At 63.9% G+C, this 17,098-nt stretch carries 16 protein-coding genes and 1 tRNA gene; 15 read left to right on the top strand and 2 right to left on the bottom strand.

Going from position 1 to position 17,098, the window contains the following annotated elements; all coding sequences use genetic code 11:
* The first annotated feature begins 1 nt into the window (after position 1).
* The 12 genes from CHB90_RS04700 (at position 2) to CHB90_RS04645 (ending at position 12,247) form a co-directional block, all read left to right on the top strand.
* Positions 2-1,384 (top strand): sensor histidine kinase, encoded by a 1,383-nt coding sequence (locus CHB90_RS04700; protein WP_089276704.1) that lies wholly within the window; start codon positions 2-4, stop codon positions 1,382-1,384.
* Positions 1,385-1,490: 106 nt separating this feature from the next.
* A tRNA-Arg gene (locus tag CHB90_RS04695) sits at positions 1,491-1,567 on the top strand.
* 200 nt (positions 1,568-1,767) lie between these two features.
* Positions 1,768-2,514, top strand: a complete 747-nt coding sequence (locus CHB90_RS04690) for a hydratase (RefSeq protein WP_141135803.1) — start codon at positions 1,768-1,770, stop codon at positions 2,512-2,514.
* A 419-nt stretch (positions 2,515-2,933) separates the two neighbouring features.
* Complete coding sequence (locus CHB90_RS04685) at positions 2,934-4,265, top strand: amidase (RefSeq protein WP_089276702.1); 1,332 nt, start codon at positions 2,934-2,936, stop codon at positions 4,263-4,265.
* Complete coding sequence (locus tag CHB90_RS04680) at positions 4,262-4,867, top strand: aspartate/glutamate racemase family protein (protein ID WP_245823166.1); 606 nt, start codon at positions 4,262-4,264, stop codon at positions 4,865-4,867. Before CHB90_RS04685 ends, CHB90_RS04680 begins: the two co-directional genes overlap by 4 nt.
* Before the next feature lie 223 nt (positions 4,868-5,090).
* Positions 5,091-6,692, top strand: a complete 1,602-nt coding sequence (locus tag CHB90_RS04675) for an ABC transporter substrate-binding protein (RefSeq protein ID WP_089276701.1) — start codon at positions 5,091-5,093, stop codon at positions 6,690-6,692.
* Between the two features lie 59 nt (positions 6,693-6,751).
* Entirely contained in the window at positions 6,752-7,705 is a 954-nt protein-coding gene (locus CHB90_RS04670; RefSeq protein ID WP_089276700.1) for an ABC transporter permease, read from the top strand.
* A gap of 3 nt (positions 7,706-7,708) precedes the next feature.
* On the top strand, positions 7,709-8,599 hold the full coding sequence (locus CHB90_RS04665; RefSeq protein ID WP_089276699.1) for an ABC transporter permease: 891 nt from the start codon (positions 7,709-7,711) through the stop codon (positions 8,597-8,599).
* A complete protein-coding gene (locus tag CHB90_RS04660; protein WP_089276698.1) occupies positions 8,586-9,635 on the top strand; it encodes an ABC transporter ATP-binding protein in 1,050 nt (349 codons plus the stop codon). The genes CHB90_RS04665 and CHB90_RS04660 overlap by 14 nt, the downstream gene beginning before the upstream one ends.
* Positions 9,632-10,609: an ABC transporter ATP-binding protein gene (locus CHB90_RS04655; RefSeq protein WP_089276697.1), complete on the top strand. Its 978-nt coding sequence runs from the start codon at positions 9,632-9,634 to the stop codon at positions 10,607-10,609. The genes CHB90_RS04660 and CHB90_RS04655 overlap by 4 nt, the downstream gene beginning before the upstream one ends.
* Before the next feature lie 4 nt (positions 10,610-10,613).
* Positions 10,614-11,786 (top strand): amidase, encoded by a 1,173-nt coding sequence (locus CHB90_RS04650; protein ID WP_089276696.1) that lies wholly within the window; start codon positions 10,614-10,616, stop codon positions 11,784-11,786.
* A complete protein-coding gene (locus tag CHB90_RS04645; RefSeq protein ID WP_089276695.1) occupies positions 11,783-12,247 on the top strand; it encodes a RidA family protein in 465 nt (154 codons plus the stop codon). The genes CHB90_RS04650 and CHB90_RS04645 overlap by 4 nt, the downstream gene beginning before the upstream one ends.
* Here CHB90_RS04645 and CHB90_RS04640 read toward each other — a convergent pair.
* Both CHB90_RS04640 and uraH read right to left on the bottom strand, forming a co-directional pair.
* A complete protein-coding gene (locus CHB90_RS04640; protein WP_089276816.1) occupies positions 12,244-13,152 on the bottom strand; it encodes an N-carbamoyl-D-amino-acid hydrolase in 909 nt (302 codons plus the stop codon). The genes CHB90_RS04645 and CHB90_RS04640 overlap by 4 nt on opposite strands.
* Positions 13,153-13,375: 223 nt before the next feature.
* On the bottom strand, positions 13,376-13,729 hold the full coding sequence (gene uraH / locus CHB90_RS04635; RefSeq protein WP_089276694.1) for a hydroxyisourate hydrolase: 354 nt from the start codon (positions 13,727-13,729) through the stop codon (positions 13,376-13,378).
* A 149-nt stretch (positions 13,730-13,878) separates the two neighbouring features.
* Here uraH and puuE point away from each other — a divergent pair, with 149 nt between their 5' ends.
* From puuE to CHB90_RS04620, 3 genes are all read left to right on the top strand, one after another.
* Positions 13,879-15,291: an allantoinase PuuE gene (gene puuE / locus CHB90_RS04630; RefSeq protein ID WP_245823165.1), complete on the top strand. Its 1,413-nt coding sequence runs from the start codon at positions 13,879-13,881 to the stop codon at positions 15,289-15,291.
* Positions 15,288-15,791, top strand: coding sequence for an ureidoglycolate lyase (locus CHB90_RS04625; protein ID WP_089276692.1), 504 nt, complete (start codon positions 15,288-15,290; stop codon positions 15,789-15,791). Before puuE ends, CHB90_RS04625 begins: the two co-directional genes overlap by 4 nt.
* A 39-nt stretch (positions 15,792-15,830) precedes the next feature.
* Positions 15,831-17,098: uracil-xanthine permease family protein (locus CHB90_RS04620; protein ID WP_089276691.1), on the top strand; the 1,268-nt coding region annotated here is incomplete at its 3' end.

Here is a 17,098-nt window from a genome sequence, read left to right as displayed (position 1 = left end):
CATGCTCAACACCCTGTCCGGCCGCTTTTTGATCCTGACCGTCATCTTCGTGATGATGGCCGAAGTGCTGATCTTTATGCCGTCGGTGGCGCGGTTCCGCGAGGATTACCTGCTGGCGCGGTTGGAGCGGGCGCAGATCGCGTCGCTGGCTCTGCTGGCGGACGACATGATCGAGCCGGAGCTGGAGGTCGAACTGCTGGCCAATGCGGGGGTCTACAACGTGGTGCTCAGGCGCGACGAGATCCGGCAGCTGGTGCTGTCCTCTCCGATCCCGGGCGAGGTGTCGCATTCTTTCGATTTGCGCGATGCCCCTGCGTGGGAGCTGATGCGGGACGCGCTGGCCTGTCTGGTGGAGAGCGACCCGCAGGTGATCCGTGTGATGGGCGCGCCGTTGCGAGATGGCGGTGAGCTGATCGAGGTCACGATGGACAGCGCCCCGTTGCGCGCGGCCATGATTGATTACGGTCTGCGCATCCTGCTGCTGTCGGCGGTCATTTCCATCATCACGGCGATGCTGCTGTTTCTTGCGGTGCGCCGCCTGCTGGTGAAACCGATCAAGGGGGTGGTGGGCCACATCCAGAGATACGCCGAGGCACCCGAGGACGCGCGCCGGATCATCCGGCCCTCGGCCACCGTGCGGGAATTGCGCGAGGCAGAGGAATCGTTGCAGTTGCTGCAGACGCAGTTGACCCAAGCGCTGCGGCAGAAAGACCGGCTGGCGCAATTGGGTGGGGCGATGGCCCGGGTCAGCCACGATCTGCGCAATATCCTGACATCGGCCCAGTTGTTCACCGACCGGATCGAGATGTCAGAGGACCCGGCGGTGCAGCGGATGGCGCCCAAGCTGGTCAATTCGATCACCCGCGCGATTTCGCTGTGCGAGAACACGCTGGCCTTTGGTCGGGCAGAGGAACCGGCTCCCAGCCTGATGCTGTTCAACCTGTCGGAACTGACCAACGAGGTGCTGGAGGCCGAGCGGCTGGCGCTGAACGATCACGACGTCAGCCTGTCTGAGGACATCCCCGCCAGCATGACGGTGCGCGCCGATTCCGAACAGATCTACCGCGCGCTGTCCAACCTGATCCGCAACGCCCGGCAGGCCATTGTCGCCACCGGCCAGCCCGGTGAGATCAACGTGGCCGCCCATGCCGAGGATGAGGATTGGGTGATCACCGTGTCCGACACCGGGCCGGGGCTGCCGCCCAAGGCGCGCGAACATCTGTTTCAGGCGTTTCAGGGCGGGGTGCGCAAGGGCGGGTCGGGGCTGGGTCTGGCCATCGTCGCCGAACTGGTGCGCGGCCACGGCGGCAGCCTGCGGCTGACCCACAGCGACGACGCCGGCACCTGTTTCGAAATCCGGTTGCCGATGGGCGACGTGAGTTGAGGCCGGGGGCAGTGGGGCGTTTTGGGACTCGTGGCCGCTCGTGACAAAGAAAACCTGTGATTGCCCCTTGCATTGGCAGGACTCCATAGGTAAATCCCGCCCTCACGGACCGATAGCTCAGCTGGATAGAGTACTTGACTACGAATCAAGGGGTCGGGGGTTCGAATCCTCCTCGGTCCGCCACTACCTCTTGGTAGGGCGTTGAAGCGCTAGAGAAAACCGGCGGTGCTGGTATCTCTCAAACAGAAAAATCCGATTGGCGTGACATTGGTATGGGCCGCAATCGGCGCGCCGCAGGCCATCGGATATTGATTGAACCTTTTGCACGGGCCTGACCCGGCTCGACCTCTTGCCGCGTAGTCTGTAGGAACTGGCAGGCGGGCTTGGCCCATGCAGCAATGGAGACCATGATGCGCCTTGACGTGATCGCCACCTATTCCGAAGCCCTGAAGGCCGCCCGCACTACCGGCAAGCAGATTGTACCGCCGGGGGAAATTCCTACCTATTCAGAGGCAATTGCCATCCAGGCCGCGATTCAAACCGAACTGGGGGCTGTGGCAGGCTTCAAGGTCGCGGCGCGGCCCGAAGGGCCGCCGATTCTGGCACCGATTTCGGCGCATCGCGTCTTTGACAACGGCGTGGCTATTCCGTCGCCGAACATGGCCGGGGTTGAACTGGAAATCGCATTTGAACTGATGCAGCCCTTTTCGGATGCACCGATTGGGGAGCTGTTCCGTCCGCGTCTGGTGATGGAACTGGTCGACACACGGTTTTCGGGTGACTCTTTGGACCCGATGCAAAAGATGTCCGACATGCAATTGAACGACGGTCTGGTTCTTGGGCCGGTTCTGGACAGCTGGGATGGGTCGGATTTCGGCACGGTACAGGCGCGGATGACCGGGGCGGATCGCGTGATTCTGGATGGTGCGGCCGAAGTGCCGGGCGGGTCCGCGTTGGCCAACCTGCAACTGTGCCTTGATCATTTGGGTGACCATTGCGGCGGCGTTCAGCCGGGCCAGCACATCATTACCGGGTCGCTCTGCGGTCTGCCGTGGTTTGGGGCGGGCGACGTGGTTCAGGCGCAGGTTGCGGGTTTTGGTGAGGTCAAGGCGGCGCTGGTTCCGCGCTGAGCGGGTCGGCTGTTCGTGCCGTCTGAGATCCGGCGACAGCCCCGCCAAGGGAGTCGGCGGGTTGATTGCTTCGGGTCAGGATTCGCCTTTGTCTGACACCTGGATTTCAGGCCGCCTTGACTTGCGGCAACGGGCGTGGCGTGCGGTGAAATTTCGTGCAAACCGCGCCGGTCTTCCGGTTCCGGCCCGGGAATGCGGCCGCACCTATTTTGCAGGGCGTGCCCCTGCCCGTCAGGTTGTCGCTTCTGTAATCGCGACAGGACTGGGCGAATGCACGGCGCATTTTTACGACAGAGCGGGACGGTTTTCAGAGCGCGGAGGGGCGGGTCTGCCGGTCTGACCGGCGGTGACCCGATCTTGGCGGCGATGCTCTGGCTGATCCCGGCCCTGATGTCCGCGCGGCGGCGGGTCGCGCGCCGATGAGCGATCTCCCCGTGACAAAGATGGATGCCACTGCGCTGCAAGCGGCCTATGCCGATGGTCGCATCGACCCGGTCGAGGTGACGCGCGCGCATATGGACCGGATCGCCGCAGAAAATGGCAGGCTGAACGCCTACAGCACGCTGTCGGGCACGGCCTTGCGCGAGGCGCGCGATGCGAGGCAGAAGTTGCGGGCAGGTGGCGCGGCGGGGCCACTGAACGGTGTGCCGGTGATCATCAAGGACAACCTGTGCGCCGCAGGGATGCCCGCAGCATGGGGCAACGCGGAACTGGCCCAGCGCGTGGTCGAGCGGGACGAGGTGCCGGTGGCGGCGCTGCGTGCGGCGGGGGCGGTGATCCTTGGCAAGGGCAACACGCCGGAATTTGCGGTGGATGGCTATACCGACAACATCACCTTTGGTCCGACCCGGCATCCGTTTGACCCGGCACTGACACCCGGAGGCTCATCCGGCGGAGTTGTGGCGGCTGTGGCCTCTGGCATGGCGGTGGCGGGGTTGGCGACCGATGGGGGCGGGTCCATCCGGCGACCAGCGGGCTACACCGGGCTTTGGGGGCTGAAACCGGGGATCGGAGTGGTGCGACGCGGGGGTGGATTGCCGCAAGTGCTGTTGGATCTTGAGGTCGTCGGGCCGATTGCACGATCCGCCCGTGATCTAGAACTGTTTCACCGGGTTCTGACGGGGCAGGGGGCAAAAGCGCCGGGCGCCTGCCGCATTCTGGCGGTTGGGCTGCTGGGGGATGCGCCGTGTGATCCGCTAATCCGCGACAGCTTTGCCGGGATGGTCAACCGGTTTCGTGCGCTGGGCCATGAGGTGGTTGAAGGCGCTTTACCGCTGGATCTGGAGCCGCTGAACGCGGTCTGGTCAAGCATCGCCGAGGTTGGTCTGGCGCATCTGTGCCGCAATGATCCCGCGTTGCTGCAACACGCAGCCGAGAAGTACCGCGCGATGGCGCGCGCCGGGTCGAAGGCCAATGCGGTCGAGCTGTATGAGGCCATGACACGGATCTTTGCCCTGCGCGAGGCTGTGCGCGGTCTTTGGGGGTATGATGCGGTGCTGATGCCGACGGCGGCTGCGATGCCCTGGCCTGCGGATCAAGCCTATCCACCGATGATCGACGGGCAAGACGTGGGGCCACGGGGCCACGCGGTCTATACCGGCTGGGTCAACGCGACCGGCCTGCCGGCGCTGGCCTTTCCAGCAGGCCGTGGCAACGCCTTGCCCATCGGGATGCAACTGATCGGCGATACAGGAGCAGAGCCCCTGTTATTGGGCCTTGCCGCGACATTGGACGCGGAGCAGCGGGCATGACCGTGCTGTTGATGAACCCCAATGCAAACGCGGCCACGACCGAGGCAATGCTGACCATTGCACGTCAAATCCTGCCAGAGATCACCGGATGGACCGCCCCGAAAGGCCCGCAGATGATCGTCGATGCGGCGGCGCTGGAGGTCGCAGGGCGCCAGGTGGCCGAGGCACAATTGCCCCGGGTCGCGGGCGTGATCGTCTCTGCCTTCGGCGATCCGGGGCGCGCGGCGTTGTCAGCGCGGCTGGCCTGTCCGGTGATCGGGATCGGCGCCGCCTCTGCCCGGGCGGTGGCGGGGCGGCGTTTTGCCGTGGCGACGACCACGCCCGGGCTGGCTGGGCCAATCGATGCGCTGATGACGCCGGTAGGCGGCTATCTTGGCTGTTACATGACCTCGGACGATCCGCTGGCCTTGATGGCGCATCCCGGGCGGTTGGATGCGGCCCTGACACGGGCCATCCTGCGCGCTGCCGATGACGGCGCCGAGGTGGTCATCATTGGCGGTGGCCCCCTTGGCGCAGCGGCAGAACGGCTGTCTGCGATTAGCCCGGTGCCGCTGATTTCGCCGATTCGCGCGGCCTGTGCCGAAATGCGCGACTGCCTCTGACCCAATCACGCCATTCATCCGCCGCAGAAAGAGGCGTCAACTGCTGACCGACAGGTCAAAAATTAGGCATTTCGCTGCAGTGCAGAAAAACATCTTCGGCAAAATAACGTTCCCGCTGGCTGCAAGGCAAGGCCCCCGCCACAGTTCTTCGAAACAGGATAAACGTCAGATTGACCGATAATATGAAGGTAAAACAATGACTTGGCAACCTAAGGGGGTATCAATGCCTAGATTTCTAAAAGGCGCGGTGGCCATTGCGACAGCGATCACGCTGTCCTGTGCCACATTCGCCAACGCCCAAGGCGTGCTGCGTGTCGGCATGACCGCAGCCGACATTCCGCTGACGACCGGCCAGACCGATCAGGGCGGCGAAGGCATGCGTTTCATGGGCTATACAGTCTACGATTCACTGATCGAATGGGATCTGACCAGCGCTGACAAACCGTCGGTCCTGATCCCCGGCCTGGCGACAGAATGGTCGGTGGGCGAAGACGAGCTGACATGGACATTTGCCCTGCGTGAAGACGTGACCTTTCACGACGGATCGCCGCTGACAGCCGAAGTGGTCGTCTGGAACCTCGACAAACTGCTGGACAGCGAAGCCGAGCAATATGACCCGCGCCAGTCGGCCCAAGGCAAAAGCCGAATTCCCGCCGTCGCGTCCTATGAGGCCGTCGATGATCTGACGCTGACCATCACAACCACGGTTCCTGACGCGACGCTGCCCTATCAGCTTGCGTGGATTTTGATGTCCTCCAAGGCCAACTGGGAGGCGATGGACAAGGACTGGGAAAAGGTCGCGATGGCGCCCTCTGGCACCGGCCCTTGGAAGCTGGAAGCTTTTGTCCCGCGTGAGCGCGCCGAACTGGTGCCGAACGCGGATTATTGGGACGAAACCCGCATCCCCAAGCTGGACAAGATGGTCCTGATCCCGCTGCCGGAACCCAACGCCCGCGCCGCTGCACTGCTGTCCGGTCAGGTCGACTGGATCGAGGCACCTGCGCCCGACACCATCCCGGCGATGACTGGCAACGGCTTTGTCATTTCGTCCAACGCCTATCCGCACAACTGGACATGGCACCTGTCGCGCCTGGAAGGCTCACCCTGGAATGACATCCGCGTGCGCAAGGCCGCCAACATGGCGATCGACCGCGAAAGCATGATGCCGCTGCTAGGCGGCCTGATGGTCCCGGCCAAAGGGTTTCTGCCGCCATCGTCGCAGTGGTTCGGCGCACCGACGTTTGACCCATCCTATGATCTGGAAGCGGCCAAGGCGCTGATGACAGAGGCCGGTTATGGCCCTGACAACCGCCTGACGGTCAAGGCGCTGATCTCTCCCTCGGGTTCTGGTCAGATGCTGCCGCTGCCGATGAACGAATACGTCCAGCAGAGCCTTGCCGAGGTCTGGATCGACGTGGACTTCATGGTCGTGGAATGGAACCAGATGATCAACCTGTGGCGTGCAGGTGCGGCGGATGAGGCAGTGGATGGCGCGCAGTCTATCAACTTTACCTACTTCATCCAGGATCCGTTCACCGGCCTGATCCGTCACCTTGACGAAGGTCTGATCGCACCCAACGGCACCAACTGGGGTCACTACATCGACCCGGAAATGCAGGCGCTGTTCGAAGAGATCAAAACCACCTTTGATCCCGAAGCACAGACCGCCGTTCTGCAAGCGACGCATGAGAAATACGTCAACGACGCGCTGTTCCTCTTTGTGACCCATGACGTGGCGCCCCGCGCGCTGAGCCCCAAGGTCGAAGGCTTTGTTCAGGCGCAGAACTGGTACCAGAACTTCTCTTCAATCTCGATGGCCGACTAAGGCTCGCAGCCCCCGCCGCGCTATGTGGCGGGGGCCTTTGGACATAGAAAGCCACCCCCGTGCTCAGCTATCTCATCCGACGTATTCTGCTGGTCCTGCCTGTCGCCTTTGGCGTGTCGGTGATCTGCTTTCTGCTGGTCCAGATCGCCCCCGGCGATCCGTTGACCGCAATCATGGCGATTGACGCCACCGCCGAAGAACAGGCCGCCATGCGCGCCGCCTATGGCCTCGATAAACCGCTGCCCATTCAATACGCCATCTGGATCGGCAATCTGGTCCAGGGCGACATGGGCAAATCCATCGCCACTGGACGCCCGGTTGCCGCCGAAGTGTTTGGTGCGGTGAAAAACTCGCTGCTTCTGGCGGTGTCGGCGGCTGTGATCGCCTTTCCCATCGGCATTTTCCTAGGCTTCCTTGCTGGCTATTTCCGCGACACATGGATCGACCGCGCGGTGACCGCGCTGTCGATCACGGGCGTGTCGGTGCCGAACTACTGGCTGGGCATCGTTCTGGTCATCATCTTTTCCGTCAATCTTAGCTGGCTGCCATCCATGGGTGCGGGGCCGGGCGGGTCGCAAAGCTGGGCCTGGGACTGGGCGCATATTCGCCACCTTGTCCTGCCTGCGGTGACTTTGGCAGTGGTCCCCATCGGTATCGTGTCACGCACGGTGCGTGCACTGGCCGGGGACATCCTGTCCCAGGATTTCGTTGATGCGCTATATGCCAAGGGCATGAGCCGCGCCGACGTATTGCGCCACGTCGCGCGCAATGCAGCCGCCACCGCGCTGTCGGTCATGGGGCTGCAACTGGGCTATCTGCTGGGTGGCTCGATCCTGATCGAGACGGTGTTCAACTGGCCCGGCTCTGGCTTTTTGCTGTCGAACGCCATCTTCCAGCGCGACTTGCCGTTGTTGCAGGGGACAATCCTGATCCTTGCGCTGTTCTTTGTGGCGATGAACCTGATTGTCGATGTGGTGCAGGCCGCCATCGACCCCCGTATCCAGAGGACGTGACGCATGGCCATGGCTGACTCCACCACGCTCCCCACCCCTGAGAAGGTCGAAAAATCAAAAGGCTACTGGTCCGGCGTTGGTCACCGGCTGGTCCGTGACCCTTTGACCATGTTCTGCCTTGCAGTGGTCGCCGCGCTGATCCTGTCGGCGGCCTTTGCGCCCTACCTAGGGCTGGCCGATCCCTACAAAGGGTCGATGATCGCCCGCCTGAAACCCATCGGCGCACCCGGCTATCCGCTGGGCACCGATGAGCAGGGCCGCGACATGCTGGCCCGGCTGATCTATGGTGGGCGGCTGACGCTGTTCATCGGGTTGATGCCCGTGGTCATCGCCTTCTTTGCCGGGTCCGTTCTGGGGATCACCGCTGGCTACGTCGGCGGTTTGACCAACACCATCATCATGCGAACGATTGATGTGTTCTTTGCGTTTCCGTCCGTCCTGCTGGCCATTGCCATTTCCGGCGCGCTGGGGGCAGGGATCACAAACAGCCTTGTGTCGCTGACCATCGTCTTTATCCCGCCAATTACCCGCGTGGCCGAGGCGGTGACATCGGGCGTGCGCAAGCTGGATTACATCGACGCTGCCCGCGCAACCGGAGCCAACGCTTGGACGGTGATCCGGGTGCATGTGATTGGCAACGTGCTGTCCCCGATCTTTGTTTACGCGACCTCACTGACCAGCGTTTGCATGATCCTTGCCGCTGGTCTGTCGTTCCTTGGCATCGGGGTGCGCCCGCCGGAACCAGAATGGGGTTTGATGCTGAACACGCTGCGATCCGTTATCTACGTCAACCCGTGGCTGTCGGCGCTGCCCGGCGTGATGATCTTTGTCACCTCGCTGTGCCTGAACTTGCTGAGCGACGGTCTGAGGAGTGCCATGAATGTCCGTGACTGACACCTACCAGCCAACCCCGGACACCGGCGGCCCGGCGCAACCGCTGATCCGCGTGACGGGCTTGCAGAAGTACTTTCCCGTTCGCGGCGGCATCCTTGGTCGCACGCAGGCCAAGGTGCAGGCCGTCGATGGCGTGTCCTTTGAGGTCAAAAAGGGCGAGACGCTGGGCATCGTCGGGGAATCCGGCTGCGGCAAGTCCACCACCGCCAAGCTGCTGATCGGCCTTGTGGAAAAGGACAAGGGCGAGATTGTCTTTGACGGTCATGCGCTGGGAGAACGCCTGTCGCTCAAGGAGCTGCGCCGGGGCGTGCAGATGGTGTTTCAAGACAGCTATGCCACGCTGAACCCGCGCCTGACGATCCTCGACTCCGTAGCCTTTGGGGCCAAGGTGCAGGGGTTGGACAACCCCGAGGAACTGGCCCGCAAGATGATGGACCGGGTCGGGCTGGACCCCGACCGCTTTGCCCATCGCTATCCGCATGAACTATCCGGGGGACAGCGACAGCGAGTGAACATCGCCCGCGCGCTGGCCATGTCACCGCGTCTGGTAGTGCTGGATGAGGCGGTGTCCGCGTTGGACAAATCGGTCGAGGCGCAGGTGCTGAACCTGCTCAACGATCTGCGCGCCGAATTCGGTCTGACCTATGTCTTCATCAGCCATGACCTGAACGTAGTGCGATATATCTCGGACCGAATTCTGGTGATGTATCTGGGCGAAGTGGTAGAGGTCGCGCCGGTGGACAGCATCTGGCAAGAACAGGCGCACCCCTACACGCGGTCGTTGTTTTCGGCGATGCCGTCGATGGACCCGGACAACCGGACCAAGGAACCACCGCTGGCGGGTGATCCGCCGAACCCGATCAACCCGCCCTCGGGCTGTCGGTTTCATACGCGCTGCCGCTTTGCCAGTGCGGTCTGCAAGGAGGCCGTGCCAAAGCTGGCGGGGCTGGCACGCAACGGCGATCACATGGTGGCCTGCCATTTGCATGATGCGCAGTCCGGCCATCCCAAGGCGGGGCAGGGGGTTCCAGAATGACCAAGCTGCTTGAGATGAAGAACCTCAACGTGCGCTTCAAAGGCAAGCGCACGGTTCACGCCATCAATGACGTGTCCCTGTCGATGGATCAGGGTGAAACGCTGGCACTGTTGGGCGAAAGCGGTTCGGGAAAATCCGTGACGCTGAAGACACTGCTCGGGCTCTTGCCGCCGAAACGGTCGCAGATCGACGGGTCGATTCATGTCAACGGTGTCGACATCATGTCGCTGCGGGGCCGCGCATTGCAACGCTATCGCGGCGGTGAGGTGTCGATGGTGTTTCAGGAACCGGCGCTGGCGCTGGACCCGGTGTATACCATCGGTCACCAAATCGCGGAATCCGTCATGCGGCACAAGGGCGTGGACAAGGCCAACGCCATGTCAACCGCGCTGGACATGCTGGACCGAGTGCGCATCCCGTCCGCCAACCGGCGCCTGCACAACTACCCGCACGAACTGTCCGGCGGGATGCGGCAGCGGGTGATGATCGCGCTGGCGTTGGCCTGCCGCCCGCGCCTGTTGCTGGCGGATGAGCCGACCACCGCGCTGGATGCGACGGTGCAGATTCAGATCCTGCTGTTGCTGCGTGAGTTGCAAAAGGAATTCGGCATGGGGGTGATCTTTGTCACCCATGACATTGGCGTGGCGGTCGAGATCTCGGAACGGGTGGCGGTGATGTACGCGGGCCAGATCATCGAAGAGGGCACCACGCATGAGATCATCCGCGACGCCCGCCACCCCTATACCCAAGGGCTGCTGGCCGCGAACCTGCACGACGTCGCGCGCGGCGAACGGTTGTCCGCGATCCCCGGCGCGCCGCCCGCGCTAGAGGCGCGGCCCGACAGTTGCCCCTTTGCGCCGCGCTGTCCCGTGGCGATGCCCGAATGCCGCGCCGACCTGCCGCCCATGCTGGCCCCCGGCGACCGCCGCCGCGTGGCCTGTCTGCGTGCCGCCCAACCCATAGCTGCCGAGTGAGCCGATGCTGATCGACAAAGACCCCTATCATTGTTTCATGCCTTATCCGCCCATCGCGGTACCAAATGGCGACGGCCCGCTGAGCGGCCTGCGTCTGGCGGTCAAGGATATCTACGACGTCGCGGGCTATCGCACGGGCAATGGCAACCCGTTGGCCTTGGCCATGTCCGAGGTCAAGGACAGCACCTGCCCCGCCGCGCAGGCGCTGCTGGATGCGGGCGCCGCGTTTGTGGGCAAGACGCATACGGATGAGCTGGCTTGGTCGATGTACGGGATGAACGCGCATTTTGGTTATGTGCAGAACCCGGCCGCGCCCGGACGGATCACTGGCGGGTCTTCGTCGGGGTCTGCGGCGGCGGTGGCGGGCGGCTTGGCCGACATCGCCATCGGGTCGGACACCGGCGGATCGGTGCGCGCGCCGGCCAGTTTCTGCGGGATCTGGGGCCTGCGCCCGACACACGGTCGGATTCCTCTCGACGGCGTGATGGAGCTTGCCCCCAGTTATGACACCTGTGGGCTGTTTGCGCGCGACGGTGAGACGCTGCTGCGGGCGCATTCGGTGTTGCAAAGCGATGATGCGCCCTTGCCCGACATCCCGCGCCTGCTTTGGCCGGTCGAGATGATGGATCAACTGGGCGAGGCGCAGCGCGCGGTCTGCGATGCGGGCTTTGCCGAGTTGGGCGCCGCGCCGTTGGTCGGGCTGTACGCGCAGGGGGTCGACACCGTCTATCAGACCTTTCTGACCACTATGGGCGCGGATGCCAAAGAGCATATCGTGCCGTACATTCGCCAGTCCGGGATGCCGTTGGTGCGGGGCATCGACGGGCGCGCCGCCGCCGCCGAGGCGCTGACCGAGGATGAGATTGCCCCCGCCCGCGCGGCCCGCGCCGCGTTCACCGCGCATGTGGACGCGTTGTTGGGGGCGGACGGCGTGATCCTTGCGCCGGTGGTGCATGACGCGCCGTTCCGATTTGACGCACCGGTCGAGGTTTTCGACGACTTCCGCCATGTCTCGCAAAGGCTGCTTTGCGTAGCGGGGCTGGCGGGCCTGCCGCAAGTGGTCTTTCCTGCGGGCAAGGTCGATGGCGCGCCTTACGGGCTGTCGCTGATCGGGCCGCGCGGGTCGGACCTGTCGCTAATCCACCTTGCCATCACGTTGCAGAAGGACGTCGCATGACCTGCGCTATCGAAGAAAAGCTGGCCGGTATGGGCCTGTCCCTGCCGCCATCGGCCCCGTCACGGGCGCTGTATCTGCACGGCAAGATTACCGGCAAGACGCTGTTCCTATCGGGGCATATTTGCGAATGGGAAGGCGTGCCAAAGTACTTTGGCCCGATGACGCCCACGTCGGATATCGAACAGGGCTATGCTGCGGCGCAGATGTGCGCACTGAACCTGCTCTACAATATCAAGGCGGTGACCGGGTCGCTGTCCTCTGTCGCGCAGGTGGTCAAACTAAATGGGTATGTCGCTGCGACCCCGGATTTCGGCAAGGGGCCTGCGGTGGTCAACGGGGCATCACAGCTGTTCATGGACCTCTACGGAGAAGCGGGTCGCCACGCACGCACCGCCGTCAACGTCTCGTCCCTGCCGGAACTCGCCCTGGTCGAGGTCGAGGCGGTGGTGGAACTACACTAGCCCTCTGTCCGGGTCAGCAAAACGTAGTCGCCGGGCTGGCGGTGCTGGGCAAAATCAAACACGTTGCGCCGAATTTCGGCGCAACGGTCTAGGTCAACGCGCGCGGTGATGACCTCATCCGATACGGTGGCGGCACGGGCGAGGATCTCTCCAGTGGGTGCCACGATGCAACTGCCGCCGATCAGGTCACAGCCCTCTTCACGGCCCGCCTTGGCGGCCGCGACCACCCACATGCCGTTCTGATAGGCTCCCGCCTGCAACGACAGTTCATTGTGGAAATACTGCAAGTGATCGTGCTCCGGCGCGGGCGGGTAATGCAGCGGCGTGTTATAGCCCAACATGACCATCTCCGCCCCGCCAAGGCCCAGCATGCGCCACGTCTCGGGCCAGCGGCGGTCATTGCAGATGCACATGCCCAGTTTGCCGCCCGCGCCGTCAAAGACCGGAAAGCCAAGATCGCCCTTTTCGAAATACCGCTTTTCCAGATGCTGGAAGGGGCGCCACGCTTGATGGTCTGCATGACCGGGCAAGTGTATCTTGCGATATTTGCCAGTCACTTGTCCGCCTTCGACAAAAATCGCCGTATTGAAATAGCGGCCACCGGGCGTTTTTTCCGCGTAACCGAGGTGAAAAGCGATGTTCAGGTCGCGACCCAAATCAAACAATGGCTGCACCACCGGGTTCGGCATGGCAGTTTCAAACCATGGGTCGATCTCGGCAGTGTCCTCCATGAACCAACGCGGAAAGAAGGTGGTCAGTGCCAGTTCGGGAAAGACCACGACCCGCGCGCTCTGTTCATGTGCGCATCGCATCAAATCGCACAGTCGGGCGACCACCGCTGCCCGCGGCTCATCGCGGGCAATGGCCCCCAGTTGGGCGGCGGCAGTGATGAAACTTCGGTCCATCGTCGGTGTCATTGCGGGTGCCTTTTGGGTGAATGCCCGGTCTAGGAAACCGAAATGCGCACGACTGTCAGGCGAAAACCGTCGCGTTGTGGCGGAACGTCGGCATGCGGTTCTGAACGTGCCTGCGAATGCAGCGTTCGCCGGGAACTAATGTGACCCGGTGATGGGTTGTCGCCGCATCGCGTCGACGATCCTGGCGACGTCTCGGCCTGTGTGAGGGTGTTCAGCTTCCTCTGTATGTTGCGTATCCGAAGGGGGAGAGGAGGAGGGGGACGTGGTAGTGGCTGGGGTCTGACATGCCAAATCGGATCGGGATGATGTCGAGGAAGCGGGGGTCTTCGGGTGGGGTGCCGCAGGCGTCGAGATAGGCACCGGCGTGGAAGATCAGCTCATAGGTGCCGGTCTTGAACTGATCGGCGGGCAGGATCTGCTCATCGGTGCGGCCATCGGCGTTGGTGACCAGCGTCTTGAGCAGGGTGCGGGTGTCGCCGTCGATGCGCAGCAGCTCGATGCGCAGGCCCTGCGCCGGGCAGCCGCGCGCGGTGTCAAGAACATGGGTGGTCAGATAGCCGGTCATGATGTGCGTCTCCTGAGGGTCTGTGCACTCTTAGGCCAACTGCCCCGCCTGAGACAAAGCCGCTCTGCCCGAATGGTCCTTTTTGTTTTTCTTGAAAAACGGCGGGGATTTTCTGGTTTATTCATGGTTTTGAGAAAAAGGATACACCTGTGACACGTTACCCACGAGACATGACCGGCTATGGCGCCCGCGCACCGGCGGCGCGCTGGCCGGGGGGCGCCCGGATCGCGGTTCAGATCGTTCTGAACTACGAGGAAGGCGGCGAAAACAACATCCTGCATGGCGATGCCGCGTCCGAGGCGTTCCTGTCGGAGATCACCGGCGCGCAGCCCTGGCCGGGGCAGCGGCACTGGAACATGGAATCGCTGTATGACTACGGCGCGCGGGCCGGGTTCTGGCGGCTGCACCGGCTGCTGGGCGACCTGCCGGTCACGGTGTTCGGCGTGGCCACAGCACTGGCGCGGGGGCCGGAACAGGTGCGGGCGATGCAGGGCGCGGGCTGGGAGATTGCCAGCCACGGGCTGAAATGGGTCGAACACAAGGACATGTCCGCCGAGGAGGAGCGCGCGCAGATCCACGCGGCGATCCGCCTGCACACAGAGGTGACTGGGGCGGCCCCGCGCGGCTGGTACACCGGGCGCTGTTCGATGAATACGGTCGATCTGGCGGCAGAAGCGGGCGATTTTGCCTATATTTCGGACAGCTACGCCGATGATCTGCCCTATTGGACCCGCGCGGGGGGCAAGGACCAGCTGATCGTGCCCTATACGATGGACTGCAACGACATGCGCTTTGCGATCCAGGCGGGGTTCACCAATGGCGACCAGTTCGAAAGCTATCTGCGCGACAGTTTCGACATGCTCTATGCCGAGGGCGCGGCGGGCGCGCCGGCGATGCTGTCGATCGGGCTGCACTGCCGCATCGCGGGCCGGCCGGGGCGGGCGATGGCGTTGAAGCGCGCGCTGGCGCACATGATGGCCCATGAGGGTGTCTGGTTCGCCACCCGCGAAGAGATCGCCGATCATTGGGCGCAGGCGCATCCGCCGGTACAGCGCGCGCGGCCCTCAACGATGGACAAGGCGGGTTTTGTCGCCGATTTTGGCGGTGTGTTCGAACACAGCCCCTGGATCGCCGAAGGAGCGCATGATCTGGAACTGGGGCCTGCGCATGACACGGCGGCGGGGGTGCATTCGGCGCTGGCGCGGGTGTTCCGCTCTGCCAGCGAGGAACAGCGACTGGGCGTGCTGACGGCGCACCCGGACCTGGCGGGCAAGCTGGCAGAGGCCAAGCGGCTGACCGCCGAGAGCACGGCGGAACAGGCGGGCGCGGGGCTGGACCTGCTGACCGACGCGGAGCGCGCGGCCTTTGTCGCGCTGAACGACGCCTATACCGCCCGGTTCGGCTTTCCCTTCATCATCGCGGTGCGTGACCACACCAAGGCGTCGATCATGGCGGCGTTCCAGCGCCGTCTCGACAGCGACCGCGACACCGAATTCGCCGAGGCCTGCCGCCAGGTCGAGCGCATCGCCGAGCTGCGGCTGATCGAAAAGCTGGGCGCATGAGCGCGCGGATCACGGTGCAGCCGCTGACGGCGCAGGGCTTTGCCCCGTTCGGCGATGTGCTGGACGTCAGTGGCGATGCGGACAAGATCATCAACCAGGGGCTGTGCGGACGCTATCACGACCGCGCGGTGCTGGAGTTTGCCGAGGGCCGCGCCGGGATCAGCCTGTTCAAGGCAGAGCCGCGCGCGCTGCCGCTGGTGCTGGACATGATGGAACGTCACCCCGAGGGCAGCCAGGCGTTCCTGCCGATGAGCCTGGAGCCGTTCCTGGTGGTTGTGGCCCCGGACGCGGATGGCGCGCCGGGACAGCCCATCGCCTTTGTCACCGCGCCGGGGCAGGGGGTGAACTATCACCGCGGCGTCTGGCACGGGGTGCTGGCGCCGCTGGCCGCGCCGGGGCTGTTTGCGGTGGTCGACCGGATCGGCGCGGGCCCCAACCTGCAAGAGCATTTTTTCGACCACCCGTATCTGATCGAAGGACACGACCGCGCGGCGGGATAAGGCGGCGCGCGCAAAAAAGACAACAACAGGGGACCAATCATGGCTGACACAAGCATCGGGACGCCAGAGCAACTGCGCGATCCGAATTACACGCCGCCACTGATCAAGGCGGTGCCGCTGGGCATCCAGCACGTTCTGGCGATGTTCGTCTCGAACGTCACACCGGCGATCATCGTCTGCGGCGCGGCGGGGTTCGGCTTTGGCTCGAACTCGCCCGACTTTCCGCAGATGATCTACATGATCCAGATGTCGATGTTCTTTGCCGGCATCGCGACGCTGTTCCAGACCATCGGCGTGGGGCCGGTGGGGGCGCGGCTGCCGATTGTGCAGGGGACATCGTTTGCCTTTATCCCGATCATGATCCCGCTGGTGGCGGGCAAGGGGGTGGACGCCATCGCCGTGCTGATGGGCGGCATCCTCGTGGGCGGTCTGTTCCACGCGGTCCTTGGCCTGTTCATCGGCAAGATCCGCTTTGCGCTGCCGCCGCTGGTGACGGGGCTGGTGGTGACGATGATCGGCCTGGCGCTGGTCAAGGTCGGCATCCAGTACGCCGCCGGGGGCGTTCCTGCCATCGGCACGCCGGAATACGGCTCGGGGCTGAACTGGCTGATGGCCGGGACGGTGATCATCGTGACGCTGGGGCTGAAGTTCTTCGCCCGGGGGATGTTGTCGGTGTCGGCGGTGCTGATCGGCCTGCTGGTCGGCTATGGGCTGGCCTTTGCCCTGGGTCAGGTCAACCTGGGCAACGTCGGCCGCGCGGCCAGCTTTGCGCTGCCCAACCCGCTGCACTTTGGGCTGGAGTTCTCTGTCGCGGCGATTGTGGGCTTTTGCGCCATGTCCTTTGTGTCGGCGGTGGAAACCGTGGGCGACGTGTCGGGTATCACCAAGGGCGGCGCGGGGCGTGAGGCGACGGACAAGGAGATCCAGGGCGCGACCTTTGCCGACGGGATCGGCACGGCGATCTCGGGCCTGTTCGGCGCACTGCCCAACACCTCGTTCAGCCAGAACGTCGGGCTGATCGCCATGACCGGCGTGATGAGCCGCCATGTGGTGACCATCGGCGCGGTGTTCCTGATCCTGTGCGGGCTGGTGCCCAAGATCGGCGCGATCATCTCCTCGATCCCGATCGAGGTGCTGGGCGGCGGTGTGATCGTGATGTTCGGCATGGTCGTGGCCGCCGGTATCTCGATGCTGTCGGACGTGACCTGGAACCGCCGCAACATGGTGATCTTTGCGATTGCGCTGTCGCTGGGCCTTGGCCTGCAACTGGAGCCGGGGGCCCTGCAATACCTGCCCGGCACGATGAA

The organism is Antarctobacter heliothermus, assembly GCF_900188425.1.
GTDB lineage: Bacteria > Pseudomonadota > Alphaproteobacteria > Rhodobacterales > Rhodobacteraceae > Antarctobacter > Antarctobacter heliothermus.
Note: the sequence above shows the minus strand (reverse complement) of the source record. Positions and strands in the feature narration are given on the sequence as shown.

Coding starts and splice junctions, on each gene's coding strand:
- CHB90_RS04675 (WP_089276701.1), top strand. CDS start 5,091: ATGCCTAGATTTCTAAAAGGCGCGGTGGCCATTGCGACAGCGATCACG.
- CHB90_RS04660 (WP_089276698.1), top strand. CDS start 8,586: ATGTCCGTGACTGACACCTACCAGCCAACCCCGGACACCGGCGGCCCG.
- CHB90_RS04700 (WP_089276704.1), top strand. CDS start 2: ATGCTCAACACCCTGTCCGGCCGCTTTTTGATCCTGACCGTCATCTTC.
- CHB90_RS04650 (WP_089276696.1), top strand. CDS start 10,614: ATGCTGATCGACAAAGACCCCTATCATTGTTTCATGCCTTATCCGCCC.
- CHB90_RS04645 (WP_089276695.1), top strand. CDS start 11,783: ATGACCTGCGCTATCGAAGAAAAGCTGGCCGGTATGGGCCTGTCCCTG.
- CHB90_RS04655 (WP_089276697.1), top strand. CDS start 9,632: ATGACCAAGCTGCTTGAGATGAAGAACCTCAACGTGCGCTTCAAAGGC.
- CHB90_RS04685 (WP_089276702.1), top strand. CDS start 2,934: ATGAGCGATCTCCCCGTGACAAAGATGGATGCCACTGCGCTGCAAGCG.
- uraH (WP_089276694.1), bottom strand. CDS start 13,729: ATGACCGGCTATCTGACCACCCATGTTCTTGACACCGCGCGCGGCTGC.
- CHB90_RS04625 (WP_089276692.1), top strand. CDS start 15,288: ATGAGCGCGCGGATCACGGTGCAGCCGCTGACGGCGCAGGGCTTTGCC.
- CHB90_RS04640 (WP_089276816.1), bottom strand. CDS start 13,152: ATGGACCGAAGTTTCATCACTGCCGCCGCCCAACTGGGGGCCATTGCC.
- CHB90_RS04665 (WP_089276699.1), top strand. CDS start 7,709: ATGGCCATGGCTGACTCCACCACGCTCCCCACCCCTGAGAAGGTCGAA.
- CHB90_RS04680 (WP_245823166.1), top strand. CDS start 4,262: ATGACCGTGCTGTTGATGAACCCCAATGCAAACGCGGCCACGACCGAG.